Genomic DNA, 12648 nt, shown 5'->3' with positions numbered 1-12648 from the left:
GCTTTTTTGTGGGTTCGAAAACTCAGCCGACGATGGCGGCGCGGTGGGTGCGCAGCAGCTCAATCAGCTGGCTGATGGCGGGGGTCGGCTGGGTCTGACCCAGGTAGACCGACTCGTTGAAGCTCGGCAGGGCGGGCAAGCCCACGCTCTGCGGATCCAGCACCGTCATGGTGTCCCGTACCCGAAAATCGGCGATGGGCGCCACCGCCAGATCGTTCTCCACCGCCATGCAGATCGCCTCGGGGGACGGGGTGGAGAGCACCGCCCGGATGGGGGCCATGTTGAGGTGGTGGTGGGCGAACACCTGGGCCCGGATGGGGCAGTTCTCCGGGTAGAGGGCCAGGGGAATGGGCCGACGCAGATGGGCGTTACCGCCCTTCTTGCCCACCCACTGGAAGCGCCGCTCCACCAATACCTCGGCATTGGGCTGGGCTTCCCAGTGGGTGCCGATCACCAGATCCAGCTCCCCCTGCTCCAGGCGGCGGTAGAGGTTGCCACTGACGTCGGTGTCCAGCACCAGCTCGATGGCGGTGAATTCGCGAATGAACTCCAGGATGGAGGTGCTCAGGTAGCGCACCACGTAGTCAGTGGGCAGTCCCAGGCGGATCACCTCCCGCTGCTCCCCCTGGCTGAGATCGTCCAGCGCCGCCAGGTTCAGCTTCACCATCTGGCGGGCGTAGGTGAGCAGCCGCTCCCCGGCGGGGGTCAGGCGGGTGCCCTTATTGTCCCGACTCAACAGTTGCTGGCCGACGGTCTCCTCCAGCCGCTTGAGCTGCAGGCTGACGGCAGACTGGGTGCGGCACAGCTGCTCGGCGGCCCGGGAGAGGCTGCCGGACTCGGCCACGGCGATAAAGCTTTCCAGTAATTCGATCTTCAGCATGGGGTATTGAGAAAGTTCATGTCGCCATGAGAATAACTCGATTTACCCTTTCCCTGCCCCTCTCTATGCTGGTTTTGTGACCCACTGTGACGATTTGGAATTGAGTTCAAGGAGGCCGCCATGGGCGATTGGAAAAAGCGGGACCGTTACCTGACGGGGATCGCTGAGCGCCTGTTGCAGGGCCAGAAGACCTTTACCCTGCGTCGGGTCCACCTGGTGGAAGCCAGTGGCATCAGCCGCGGCACCATCTACAACCACTTCCCCACGGAAGAGGACCTGATCCTGGCCCTGTGCCGGCACCGCTTCGAGCAGGTGATGAGCCAGGCCGAGGCGTTCGCCGAGCGAACCGAGGATCCCCTGGAGGCCTTTGTCCTGCACCAGTGCTGGATCCTCTGGGACCTGCTGAATCACCAGCGCTTCGTGCTGCAGCGGCTGATGCCCAACCCGGAGATCCTGGCCCAGGCCTCCTCGGAGCAGGTGACCCTCTACCGGACCTTGGCCGAGCGTCATCGGGATCTGTTCGAGGGTCAGGTCCGCACCCTGAGCGCCGACCGAGCCTTTGACCGGGCCCCCATGGTGTGCGGTTACGTGCGCGGCTCGCTGATCCAGTGCGACGACGACGACTGCAACGCCCAGGACCCGGCGCTGTATGAGCAGTACGCCTACGGGCTGATCCAGCTGCTGGGACGCTCCGACCGGCGCGCCCCCAGCCGGGCCCGGCTCGAGGCGGAGCTGGCTCACTGGGCCGGCCTGGACGCCAGCGCGCGCCAGTGCGCCTGAGGGGCCTCGGCGGCGTCCTCGCCGCCATGTGGTATAACTGAGGCAGAATGCCCCTTTGGACCTGCCCATGAAACCCACGATCACCCTCGCCCTGGCGGCCCTGCTGTCCGCCTGCGGCGCCACCAACACCACCTTTACCCGGCCCTATGCCCCCGAGGCGGAGGACCGAGCAGAGGCGTCCGTGCCCCCGGCTACGGCCAAGGCCGCCCAGGGCGGTGAGCGGGCCCTAGTGCGGGAGGTGGTGGCCATCGAGAGCGCCGGCAAGCTGCGGGTGCACATGGCCCAGTGGCCGGAGATCGTTGGCGCCAACCTGCTGGTGGAGCTCAAGGGGGTGTCGCTGCCCCAGTCTCCGGGACAGTGCCAGCAGGAGAAGAACCTGGCCCGGGCCGCCAAGGCCTACGTCAGCGAGCGCCTGGCGGCGGCGCAGCGCATTGAGCTGACACAGATGACCCGGCTTGACCACTTTGCCCTCGCCGCCCGTATCCAATTGGACGGGGCGGACCTGGGGCAGGCCCTGCGCGACGAGGGCCTGGCCGGTAGCGGGGACACCGGGTGGTGCCCCTGAGCCACAGGAACAGGTAACCCGCTGAATCGGCGGTCAATGGATGGAACCACCGCTCCCCCCTCCCCCTGGAGGGGGGAGCGCTCGTTTTACGGTAACCCATTATGGTGAGATACATTTTGCATTCCCAAGCCCTCGGCGCCCAGCTGGTGCGCCTGGTCCTGCTGCTGGCCCTGGCCCTGCTGGCCCTGCACCACAGTCCGCGCCTGATTGCGTCCCTCTCCGAGCAGGCGGTCAACGCCGGCTGCCACCAGGGGGGCGGCAGTCACCACGACCACCACGACCATCACCACCACCCGGAGCCCTGAGCATGAGCATCTTTCGTTACCCCCTGCTGGTGTGGATGGGCATCGCCATTCTGATCCTGAGCCTGGGGATCCGCCAATCCTTCGGCCTCTTTATGACCCCCATCAGCCAAAGCTTCGAGGTGGGGCGGGAGTTCTTCAGCCTGGCCATCGCCCTGCAGAACCTGCTGTTTGGCGTCTTCCAGCCCTTCGTCGGCATGGCCGCCGACCGCTTCGGCCCGCGGCGCATCATCGTCGTCGGGGCGGTGGCCTACGCCGCCGGCCTCTACCTGACCTCGGTGGCGGTGCAGCCGGAGTGGCTCTACCTGACCCTGGGGGCCCTGGTGGGGCTGGGCCTGGCCGGCACCAGCTACGTTATCGTGCTGGGGGCCGTGGCCCGGGCGGTGCCCGCCGAGCACGCCGCCAAGGCGTTCGGCCTGACCACCGCCGCCGGCTCCTTCGGCATGTTCGCGGTGATCCCCGGCGCCCAGGCGTTGCTTACCGAGCTGGACTGGCAGGGCGCGTTGCAGATCTTCGCCCTGGCCTGCGCCCTGATGCTGGCCTTTGCCGCCTTTATGCGGCCTCGCGAGGCGGGGGCCCTGCCCACCACCACGGCGGACCAGCAAAGCCTCAAGGCTGCCCTGTCGGAGGCCCTGGGTCACCGGGGGTACTGGTTCATCCATTTGGGCTTTTTCGTTTGTGGCTTCCACGTGATGTTCATCGCCACCCACCTGCCCAGCTACCTGGCGGACAAGGGGCTGGCGGCGGACACCGCGGCCATGGCCCTGGCCTACGTGGGGATCTTCAACATCTTTGGCTCCTATTTCTGGGGCCTGATGGGGGACCACTTCGACAAGCGCTACGTGATGACCAGCCTCTACGTGCTGCGTGCGGCAGTGATCGCCGCCTTCGTCACCCTGCCGGTGACCCAGACCACCGCCGGCCTGTTCGGCGCCGCCATCGGCTTCTGCTGGCTGGGCACCGTGCCCCTGACCTCCGGCCTGGTGCGCCAGATCTTCGGCCCCCGCTACCTCTCCACCCTCTACGGGCTGGTGTTCTTCACCCACCAGGTGGGCAGCTTCCTCGGCGCCTGGTTCGGCGGCTACCTGTACGACGCCACCGGCAGCTACGAGCCCATCTGGTGGGCCACCGTGGTTCTGGCGCTGGTGGCGGCGCTGCTGCACCTGCCCATCGACGCTCGCCCCCTGGAGCGGGCGCCTTCCCCCGCCTGAGTCCAGGCTGGCTTCGGTCATGGCTGAAGCCAGCCTAAACCCCTGAACAAGTTTCCCTCCGCCTCACTGGTGGAAATGGCTTATCATTGAAGCCATTACCCGATTAATTACCCTTTTTTGAGTCGATACATGACACAACCGGAAAACAAAAACCGCGGGGTGCTGCGCTTCTTCCAGGCCGGGATCTACTCCATGCAGGGGCTCAAGGCCGCCTACCGCCACGAAGAGGCCTTCCGCCAGGAGCTGTTCCTGGCCATCGTGCTGATCCTCGCCGCCTTCTTCTTCGACGTCACCGTGCTGGAGCGGCTCTTTATGATCGCCGTGGTGCTGCTGGTGCTGATCGTTGAGCTACTCAACTCCGCCGTGGAAGCGGTGGTGGATCGCATCGGTCCGGAGCACCACGAACTCTCCGGCCGGGCCAAGGACATCGGCTCGGCGGCGGTGTTCATCTCTTTGTGCCAGGTGGCCGTGGTGTGGGGGGGGATCCTGCTGTGGTAAGTCGATTCCTGCCCGCGCTGGCGCTGCTGCTGAGCCTGGGCACCGCCCAGGCGGACACCGTGCGCATCGAGCCCGCCCCGGGCGACAACTGGCGCTCCGCCTCGAACAAGGGCCAGGCGGAGGTGTTCACCCGCGAGGTGCCCGGCACCGCCATTCGCGAAGTGAAGATGGTCGCGACCATCGACGCCCCGGTGGTCAAGGTGTGGGAGGCGATCAGCGACATCCAGCACTACCCGGCGTTCATGCCCTACATCGACGACATCGAGATCATGGGGCCGGCGGACAACGGCGGCCAGTACGTCTATCACCGGGTGGATCCGCCGCTGGTCAGCAAGCGCGACTACACCCTGCTGATCGTCAACGAAGTGGATGAGGAATCGGGCAGCTACTACCGCTACTGGACCCAGATGAACCAGTTCGGTCCCGAGCCCAAGAAGGGGGTGGTACGGCTGGTGATCTGCGACGGCAGCTGGGCACTGCAGGGTACCGAGGACGGGCGCACCCAAGCCACCTACTGGGTCTACACGGATCCCGGCGGCAAGATCCCCAGCTGGCTGGCCAACAAGGCCAACACCGTGGGCCTCTACGATGTGCTCAAGGCGATCGAGCAGCGGGCCACGGAGCTGGCCCAGTAGGCATAAAAAAACACCGCCCGAGGGCGGTGTTTCTTATCGCATTCAGTAAGTCGTCACTTACTCGGCAGCGGCAACGATGGCGATCTGAACGGTCGCGGTTACGTCGCTGTGCAGCGCGATCACGATGTCGTACTCGCCAGTCTGACGCAGAGCGCCTTCCGGCAGACGAACTTCGGCCTTGGCCACTTCAACGCCAGCGGCGGTCAGGGCGTCAGCGATGTCGCGAGTACCGATGGAGCCAAACAGCTTGCCTTCGTCACCGGCTTTGGAGGCGATTTCTACCGCTTCCAGAGCAGCCAGCTTCTCAGCGCGGGCTTCGGCAGCAGACAGGTCAGCGGCCATTTTGGCTTCCAGCTCGGCACGACGAGCTTCGAACACTTCCAGGTTAGCGGCGTTGGCAACTACTGCTTTGCCCTGAGGCAGCAGGAAGTTACGAGCATAACCGGCTTTAACAGTAACTTTATCGCCCAGGCCACCCAGTTTGGCGACCTTGTCCAGCAGAATTACGTCCATTACCTTTCCTCTACTTAAAGTTGAACTTGTAAGGACTTAGCCTTGCAGGTCAGTGTACGGCAGCAGAGCCAGGTAACGAGCACGCTTGATAGCGCGGGCCAGCTGACGCTGGTACTTGGCGCTGGTGCCAGTAATACGGCTCGGTACGATTTTGCCACTCTCAGTAACGTAGTTCTTCAGAGTAGCGATGTCTTTGTAGTCGATCTCGGTTACACCTTCAGCGGTGAAACGGCAGAACTTGCGACGACGAAAATAACGTGCCATGGGGCAGTCTCCTAGCAAATCGGTTCTATCATGTCGGCGTGCAATACCAGTCGGCTTTGGCCATTTCGGCCTTGTTGCCAGGCGAGAAACCCGCCTACGGTGATATTGCAGCCCGGTTCCAGATAGCGCAGTAAGGGTTGAGTGTCTTCGCCACTCAAGACCACCTGAATCTTGCAGTACACCGGGCGCTTGTGTCCGGCTTCCCGCTGCATCGAGCGGTGTTCCAACAGAAAGTAACTGTGGGGGACACCATTGATGCCGGTCAGGGTCTTGGGTGCTCGATGGACTTGGCCACTGAGCACCAGGCGGTTTGCGTCACTCAATCAATTACTCAGCAGCGGCTTCCTGAGCCGGCTTGGCTTCCGGACGCTCACGGCGCTCTTCGCGCTCGCGACGCTCTTCCTTGGCTTTGGCCATGGGAGAGGCTTCGGTGACGGCAGCCTTGGTGCGGATCACCAGGTTGCGGATCACGGCGTCGTTGTAACGGAAGTTGGTTTCCAGCTCGGCAACGGCTTCAGCGGTGGCTTCAGCGTTGATCAGCACGTAGTGTGCCTTGTGCAGCTTCTCGATCGGGTAAGCCAGTTGACGACGACCCCAATCTTCCAGACGGTGGATTTGACCGCCGTCCTTCTCGATGGTCGCGGTGTAACGCTCGATCATGCCTTGAACTTGTTCACTCTGGTCAGGGTGAACCATGAAGACGATTTCGTAATGACGCATTATCGCTCCTTACGGTTAATTAGCCTCAAATGGCTCGGCCGGACCTATGAGGCAAGGAACAAAAAGGGGTTTGACCGAATTAGCCGGCGCATGTTACCGAAAGCCTGGCCAGAACACAACCAAAATCACCCCCGACCAGGGCGCGATGCCCCCGGGCGGCGGGCCCTGGCGGGATGGCGAAGGAGAGTCACACCGCCAGAGGGCGGTAGAGCGCGCTGAGCCATTGAACCGTTAGCAATTTTTTTCCGTTGCGTTAGACTGGGCCAAGCCGTCAAACCCCCAAAAGTGTAGATCCCACCACCGTGAACCGCCCGCTGCTGCTGATCGCCACCCTGATGAGTGCCCCCGCCCTGGCCCTGGTGCCGCCCAACTACTCGGATCCGCCGACGGACCTGGACGCCGAGCTGGAACTGGGGATGCAGTACAACAGCGGCAACACCAACTCCGCCAACTTCAACACCCGGGGCAAGCTGGTGTACGACACCGAGAACGCCCGTCAGGAGGCGGTGGCCCGGGCCTACTTCGCGGCGGACGACGAGAAGACCACCGCCGAGCAGTACCAGTTGCAGTACCAGTCCGACTACAAGCTGGAGGGCACCCAGTACCTGTTCGGCCGGGGGGACATGCTGTGGGACCGGTTCGGCTCCTTCCAGAAGCAGTTCACCTACTCCTTCGGTTACGGTTACACCCCGCTGGACGCCAAGCGCACCAAGCTCAACCTGGAGGCCGGTGCCGGGTACCGTTACAACGAACCCAACCTCTCCAACTCCGACGACGCCAGCAACGGCACCGAGGACGAAGGGATCGTCCGTTTCGCCAGCCGCCTGGAGCACCGACTTCAGGAGTACACCACCTTCAACGCCGACGCCTCGGTGGAGACCGGCAACCGCAATACCGTGGCCAACTTGAACCTCGCCTACCGGAACCAGTTCTGGGCCGACCTCGCCCTCAAGGTGGGGCTGGACATCAAGTACACCGACAAGGTGCCGGAGGGCACCGAGAACCACGACGTCATCTCGACGGTGAACCTCATCTACTCCTTCCGCTGATCAAAAACGCCTCCCTGACGGAGGCGTTTTTCATGGTGAGCCGGGCTCAGTCCTGGCGCTGGCGTACCGCCTCGAACAGGCAGACGCCGGTGGCCACCGAGACATTGAGGCTGGACACCGCCCCGGCCATGGGGATGCTGATGAGGTCGTCACAGTGCTCCCGGGTCAGGCGGCGCAGGCCCTTACCCTCGGCGCCCATGGCGATGGCCAGGGGACCGGACAGCTTGGCCTGGTAGAGGGTGTGAGTGGCTTCGCCGGCGGCACCGACGATCCACACGCCCCGCTCCTGCAGCGCCCGCAGGGTACGGGCCAGGTTGGTGACCTGGAACAGCGGCACCGCTTCGGCCGCGCCCACCGCCACCTTGCGCACCACAGGGCCCAGCCCGGCGGAGCGGTCCTTGGGCACAATCACCCCATGGACTCCGGCGGCGTCGGCACTGCGCAGACAGGCCCCCAGGTTGTGGGGATCGGTGACTCCATCGAGCACCAGCAGGAAGGGGGTCTCCAGACGATCCAGCAGGGCGTCGAGCTCGTGCTCGCCCTTGACAGGCTCGGGCTTGCAGCGGGCCACCACCCCCTGGTGCTGGCTCGACTCGGCTTTCTCATCCAGCACCTTGCGCGCCGCCAACTGGGGGCGCACGCCAAACTGCTGGGCCAGCTCGGCCACCCGGGTCAGGCGCTCGTCCTCCCGCCCCTTCATCAGCCACAGCTCCATCACCCGCTCGGGCTGGCGCTGCAACAGGGCCTCAACGGCGTGGAGGCCAAACACCATTTCGTGCTTCATCTATCGCTTGTTCCGCTTGGACTTGGGTTTCTTGGCGCCGCGGGACTCGCTGCCAGAGGCCTTGTCGCCACCGGACTTGCCGCGGGCTTTCTTATCGCCGCTTTTGCGGCTGCCGCCCTTCTTGACGCCTTTTTTCGCCCCACCGCGCTTGCCCGGCTTCTTGTCGCCGGCGGACTCGATGAGCCCCAGATCGATCTGGCGATCGTCCAGCTTCACCGCCATCACCTTGACCTCCACCGGGTCACCCAGGCGGTAGCGGCGGCCACTGCCCTCGCCAATCAACGCCTGGCGCACCGGATCGAAGTGGTAGTAGTCGTTGGCCAGGGTGGAGATGTGCACCAGACCGTCGATGTGCAGGTTCTTGAGGCGCACAAAGAGGCCGAAGCTGGTGACCCCACTGACCACCGCCTCGAAGGTGTCGCCCACGTGGTCCAGCATGTACTCGCACTTGAGCCAGTCGGAGACGTCGCGGGTGGCGTCGTCGGCCCGGCGTTCGGTCATGGAGCAGTGCTCCCCCAGCTCCGCCAGGGGGCCGGTGTCGTAACCGAAGGCGCCGTCGGCCTGCAGCTGCTGACGGGGCAGCTCCGGGTTGTCCTGCTTGGCCAGCAGGTAGCGGATCACCCGGTGCAGCACCAGGTCCGGGTAGCGACGGATCGGGGAGGTGAAGTGGGCGTAGCTGGGCAGCGCCAGGCCGAAGTGGCCGATGTTGTCCGGGCTGTAGACCGCCTGCTTCATGGAGCGCAGCACCATGGTCTGAATCAGCTCCGCGTCGGCCCGACCCTGGGTCTTGGCCAGCAGATCCGCCACGTCCTCCGGGGTCGGCTCGGTGCCGCCGCCCAGGTGCAGCCCCTGCTGCCCCAGGAAATCCCGCAGGGTCTCCAGCTTCTGCTCGCTGGGCCCTTCGTGCACCCGGTAGAGCACCTCGCCCTTGGCTTTCTTGACGAACTTGCCCGCCGCCACGTTGGCGAGGATCATGCACTCCTCGATCATCTTGTGGGCCACGTTGCGGGTGCGCGGCACGATGCGCTCGATGCGCCGCTGGGCGTTGAACAGGAACTGGGTCTCCTCAGTCTCCAGCACCAGGGCACCGCGCTCCTGGCGGGCGTGGTCCAGGGCCAGGTAGAGGCGGTTGAGCTCCTCCAGATGCGGGAACACCTCGGCGTACTGCTCAATCAGGCCCTGGTCTCCCTCCAGCATCGCCGCCACCTTGGTGTAGGTGAGGCGGGCGTGGCTGTGCATCACCGCCGGGTAGAACTGGTAGCCGGACAGGTTGCCCGCCGCCGAGATGGTCATCTCCGCCACCATGCAGAGCCGGTCCACGTGGGGGTTCAATGAGCACAGGCCGTTGGAGAGCTTCTCCGGCAGCATGGGGATCACCTGGGCGGGGAAGTAGACCGAGTTGCCTCGAGCCAGGGCTTCGCCGTCCAGCGCGCTGCCGGGGCGCACGTAATGACTGACGTCGGCAATGGCCACGTAGAGGCGCCAGCCACCGCCCTTCTTAGGCTTGACGAACACCGCGTCGTCGAAGTCCCGGGCGTCCTCGCCGTCGATGGTCACCAGCGGCAGGTGACGCAGGTCCTTGCGGCCGACCTTGTCGGCCTCCTGCACCTCGTCGGGGATGGCGGCGGTTTCCGCCAGCAGGGCCTCGCTGAACTGGTGGGGCAGGTCGTGGCTGCGCAGGGCAATTTCGATCTCCATCCCCGGGGCCATCTCGTTGCCCAGCACCTCCAGCACCCGGCCAATGCCGTGGGTGTGGCGACCGGGGCGCTTGACCAGCTCCACGACGATCACCTGGCCCTCGCGGGCGCCGGCGCGGCCATCTTCCGGGATCAAAATGTCCTGGGACAGGCGGGCGTCGTCGGGCACGGCGAAGCCGATGCCGTCCTCGTTGAAGTAGCGGCACACCAGCTCGGTGCTGCGAGGCTCGACGATGCGCACGATGCGGCCCTCTTTGCGGCCGCGGCGATCGACGCCGTCCACCTGGGCCAGCACCCGATCACCGTGCAGCACTGAGTACATGCTGCGCTCGGACAGGTAGAGATCGTCGGTGCCGTCGTCGGGGCGGAAGAAGCCGAAGCCGTCCCGGTGGCCCATGACCACGCCAGTCAGCAGGTCCATGCGCTCCGGCAAACCGTAGCGGCCCTTGCGGGTGTAGACAATCTGGCCGTCGCGCTCCATGGCGCGCAGGCGGCGGCTGAGGGCGACGAACTGGTCACCCTCGAGGTTGAAGTGCGCCGCCAGCTCTTCCCGGGCGACGGGCCCGGAATGCTCGCGCATGCGCGCGATAAGAAACTCACGACTGGGAATGGGATTGGCGTATTTTTCCGCCTCCCGTTGGTAATGGGGGTCCTGACTCATTTGACTGCCAAAGGTTGGAAATTGGGTGAAAGTATAACCCGAAAGGCCAGTTAGCGGCCCAGGGCGGCTCGGTGGGCCTGTTCACGAACGCTGGGCGGCAACTGCAGGGCCAGCTGTTCCTTCAGGCGCTGGGCCTGGCGGCGTTCCGCCTCGGTTTCAAATACCGCCTGGTGCAACCAGCGGTAGACCTCAGGGTAATCCAGGGGACTGCCCTGGCCCTGGGCGTAGTGCTCTGCCAGGGTCAGCAGGGCGCGGTGGTGGCCCAAAGACGCGGCCACCTGGGTGAGGCGCAGACCCCGCGCCTCGTCGGACACCACGAACCGCCCCTCGAGGTAGTAACGGCCCAGCTGTTCGAGGGCGTCGGGCAAGCCCTGCTCCGCCGCCTCGTTGAGGTACTGGAAACCGAGTTCGGTGCTTTTGCGCACGCAGACGCCGTACAGGTGCATGTCCGCCCACAGCATCTGGTAGGCGGGCTGCTTGAGCACGTCGGCCCGGGCCTGGATGTCCTGGACCAGCTGGCACTCGTCGCGCTTGACCCGGATAAGGTGGGTATTGGCGCGGATCATCGCCAGGAGATCATCCTGGGAATAGAGCTCCACCGCCCGGATATCCTGGGCCAGGGCGCTGGGGGCCAGCAGCATCACTGCCGCGAGTAGGGTCCGTTTCATACCTTCCTTATCGACGTCGCCGGGGCAAACTTTAACGGGGCCCGAAGGCCCCGTTGTGCTACCCCATTCAGGCGAACGGGTGACGCAGGATCATGGTCTCGTTGCGGTCCGGACCGGTGGAGATGATGTCCACCGGCACTTCCAGCAGCTGCTCGATCCGCGCGATGTAGTCCAGCGCTTGCTGGGGCAGCCGGTCACGCTCGGTGACCCCGAAGGTGTTGGCGTCCCAACCCGGCATGCTTTCGTACACCGGAGTGGCGGCCTCGTAGCCTTCGGCGTCCATCGGCGGTACGTCACGCACGCTGCCGTCGGGCATCTGGTAACCGGTGCAGATCTTCAGCTCTTTAAGGCCGTCGAGCACGTCCAGTTTGGTCAGGCAGAAGCCGGTGATGCCGTTGATCTGCACGGCGCGGCGCATGGCCACGGCGTCAAACCAGCCGGTGCGGCGCTTACGACCGGTGGTGGCACCGAACTCGTGACCTTTCACACCCAGGTGAGTGCCCACTTCGCAGTCCAGCTCCGTGGGGAAGGGACCGCCACCGACACGGGTGGTGTAGGCCTTGACGATGCCCAGCACGTAGTCGATGTGGTTGGGACCAAAACCGGAACCGGTGGACACGCCGCCGGCGGTGGTGTTGGAGGAGGTCACGTAGGGGTAGGTGCCGTGATCGATGTCCAGCAGAGTGCCCTGGGCGCCCTCGAACATGATGCGCTGGCCGGCCTTGCGGGCCTTGTCCAGGGTGTCGGTGACGTCGACGATCATCGGACGCAACACCTCGGCCAGCTCCAGGGCGTCTTTGAGCACGGTGTCGTAGTCCACCGCCTCGGCCTTGAAGTACTGGGTCAGCATGAAGTTGTGGTACGCCAGCACCTCTTTGAGCTTGGTGGCGAAACGCTCGGCGTCCATCATGTCACCCACGCGCAGACCGCGACGGGCGACCTTGTCCTCGTAGGCCGGGCCGATGCCGCGACCGGTGGTGCCGATCGCCTTGTTGCCACGGGCGGCTTCACGGGCCTGGTCCACGGCGACGTGGAAGGGCAGGATCAGCGGGCAGGCTTCGGAGATCATCAGACGCTCTTCCACCGGCACACCGCGCTCCTTGAGCATGGTCAGCTCTTTGAGCAGGGCTTCGGGGGACAGCACCACGCCGTTGCCGATAAGGCATTTGACGTTTTCGCGGAGGATACCTGACGGGATCAGATGAAGGACGGTTTTCTCGCCATCGATCACAAGCGTGTGACCGGCGTTGTGGCCGCCTTGGTAGCGAACCACATAGTGGGCCTGGTCGGTGAGAAGGTCGACAACTTTACCTTTGCCTTCATCACCCCACTGGGTGCCCAGCACAACTACATTTTTACCCATTTCTCGATCGGCAGTTAGTGGTTAAAGCGGGATTCTAGCAGATCAGACCTGGTCAAAA

The 12648-nt window shown here is 64.7% G+C and carries 16 protein-coding genes; 7 read left to right on the top strand and 9 right to left on the bottom strand.

Features of this window, described 5'->3' with window-relative positions; genetic code table 11:
* Positions 1–22: 22 nt before the first annotated feature.
* A complete protein-coding gene (locus KUV81_RS09370; protein ID WP_222543601.1) occupies positions 23–880 on the bottom strand; it encodes a LysR family transcriptional regulator in 858 nt (285 codons plus the stop codon).
* Positions 881–1000: 120 nt separating this feature from the next.
* Between KUV81_RS09370 and KUV81_RS09365 the strand changes: the two genes are divergently transcribed.
* The 6 genes from KUV81_RS09365 to KUV81_RS09340 all read left to right on the top strand — a co-directional run bounded on the left by KUV81_RS09365 (position 1001) and on the right by KUV81_RS09340 (position 4871).
* Positions 1001–1660 (top strand): TetR/AcrR family transcriptional regulator, encoded by a 660-nt coding sequence (locus KUV81_RS09365; RefSeq protein WP_222543600.1) that lies wholly within the window; start codon positions 1001–1003, stop codon positions 1658–1660.
* Positions 1661–1727: 67 nt separating this feature from the next.
* Positions 1728–2225 carry a hypothetical protein gene (locus tag KUV81_RS09360; protein WP_222543599.1) on the top strand — a complete coding sequence of 166 codons (498 nt, stop codon included), beginning with the start codon at positions 1728–1730 and terminating at the stop codon, positions 2223–2225.
* A 116-nt stretch (positions 2226–2341) separates the two neighbouring features.
* Entirely contained in the window at positions 2342–2530 is a 189-nt protein-coding gene (locus KUV81_RS09355; RefSeq protein ID WP_222543598.1) for a hypothetical protein, read from the top strand.
* A gap of 2 nt (positions 2531–2532) precedes the next feature.
* Positions 2533–3738 carry an MFS transporter gene (locus KUV81_RS09350; protein ID WP_222543597.1) on the top strand — a complete coding sequence of 402 codons (1206 nt, stop codon included), beginning with the start codon at positions 2533–2535 and terminating at the stop codon, positions 3736–3738.
* 129 nt (positions 3739–3867) lie between these two features.
* Positions 3868–4236 carry a diacylglycerol kinase gene (locus KUV81_RS09345; RefSeq protein ID WP_222543596.1) on the top strand — a complete coding sequence of 123 codons (369 nt, stop codon included), beginning with the start codon at positions 3868–3870 and terminating at the stop codon, positions 4234–4236.
* Complete coding sequence (locus KUV81_RS09340; protein ID WP_222543595.1) at positions 4230–4871, top strand: START domain-containing protein; 642 nt, start codon at positions 4230–4232, stop codon at positions 4869–4871. Before KUV81_RS09345 ends, KUV81_RS09340 begins: the two co-directional genes overlap by 7 nt.
* Before the next feature lie 57 nt (positions 4872–4928).
* Here the strand turns inward: KUV81_RS09340 and rplI are convergent, their stop codons facing one another.
* Genes rplI through rpsF form a run of 4 tightly spaced genes read right to left on the bottom strand, consistent with a single transcriptional unit; the run spans position 4929 to position 6368 of the window.
* Positions 4929–5384 carry a 50S ribosomal protein L9 gene (gene rplI, locus KUV81_RS09335; RefSeq protein WP_222543594.1) on the bottom strand — a complete coding sequence of 152 codons (456 nt, stop codon included), beginning with the start codon at positions 5382–5384 and terminating at the stop codon, positions 4929–4931.
* 36 nt (positions 5385–5420) lie between these two features.
* The gene (rpsR, locus tag KUV81_RS09330) at positions 5421–5648 is read right to left on the bottom strand and encodes a 30S ribosomal protein S18 (protein WP_013344048.1); all 228 of its coding nucleotides are present in this window, start codon (positions 5646–5648) and stop codon (positions 5421–5423) included.
* An 11-nt stretch (positions 5649–5659) separates the two neighbouring features.
* The gene (gene priB, locus KUV81_RS19905) at positions 5660–5950 is read right to left on the bottom strand and encodes a primosomal replication protein N (RefSeq protein ID WP_409995570.1); all 291 of its coding nucleotides are present in this window, start codon (positions 5948–5950) and stop codon (positions 5660–5662) included.
* A 25-nt stretch (positions 5951–5975) separates the two neighbouring features.
* Positions 5976–6368, bottom strand: a complete 393-nt coding sequence (gene rpsF, locus KUV81_RS09320; protein ID WP_222543592.1) for a 30S ribosomal protein S6 — start codon at positions 6366–6368, stop codon at positions 5976–5978.
* Between the two features lie 302 nt (positions 6369–6670).
* Between rpsF and KUV81_RS09315 the strand changes: the two genes are divergently transcribed.
* Positions 6671–7417 (top strand): YdiY family protein, encoded by a 747-nt coding sequence (locus tag KUV81_RS09315; RefSeq protein WP_222543591.1) that lies wholly within the window; start codon positions 6671–6673, stop codon positions 7415–7417.
* A gap of 46 nt (positions 7418–7463) precedes the next feature.
* On the opposite strand, the gene rlmB is transcribed toward KUV81_RS09315, so the two are convergent.
* The 4 genes from rlmB to KUV81_RS09295 form a co-directional block, all read right to left on the bottom strand.
* On the bottom strand, positions 7464–8201 hold the full coding sequence (gene rlmB / locus KUV81_RS09310; protein WP_222543590.1) for a 23S rRNA (guanosine(2251)-2'-O)-methyltransferase RlmB: 738 nt from the start codon (positions 8199–8201) through the stop codon (positions 7464–7466).
* Positions 8202–10559, bottom strand: coding sequence for a ribonuclease R (rnr, locus tag KUV81_RS09305; protein ID WP_222543589.1), 2358 nt, complete (start codon positions 10557–10559; stop codon positions 8202–8204).
* A gap of 50 nt (positions 10560–10609) precedes the next feature.
* Positions 10610–11227: a tetratricopeptide repeat protein gene (locus tag KUV81_RS09300; RefSeq protein ID WP_222543588.1), complete on the bottom strand. Its 618-nt coding sequence runs from the start codon at positions 11225–11227 to the stop codon at positions 10610–10612.
* Positions 11228–11294: 67 nt separating this feature from the next.
* On the bottom strand, positions 11295–12590 hold the full coding sequence (locus tag KUV81_RS09295) for an adenylosuccinate synthase (protein ID WP_222543587.1): 1296 nt from the start codon (positions 12588–12590) through the stop codon (positions 11295–11297).
* Between the last annotated feature and the right edge of the window lie 58 nt (positions 12591–12648).

The organism is Ferrimonas balearica, from assembly GCF_019802085.1.
Classification (GTDB): Bacteria; Pseudomonadota; Gammaproteobacteria; order Enterobacterales; family Shewanellaceae; genus Ferrimonas; species Ferrimonas balearica_B.
Note: the sequence above shows the minus strand (reverse complement) of the source record. Positions and strands in the feature narration are given on the sequence as shown.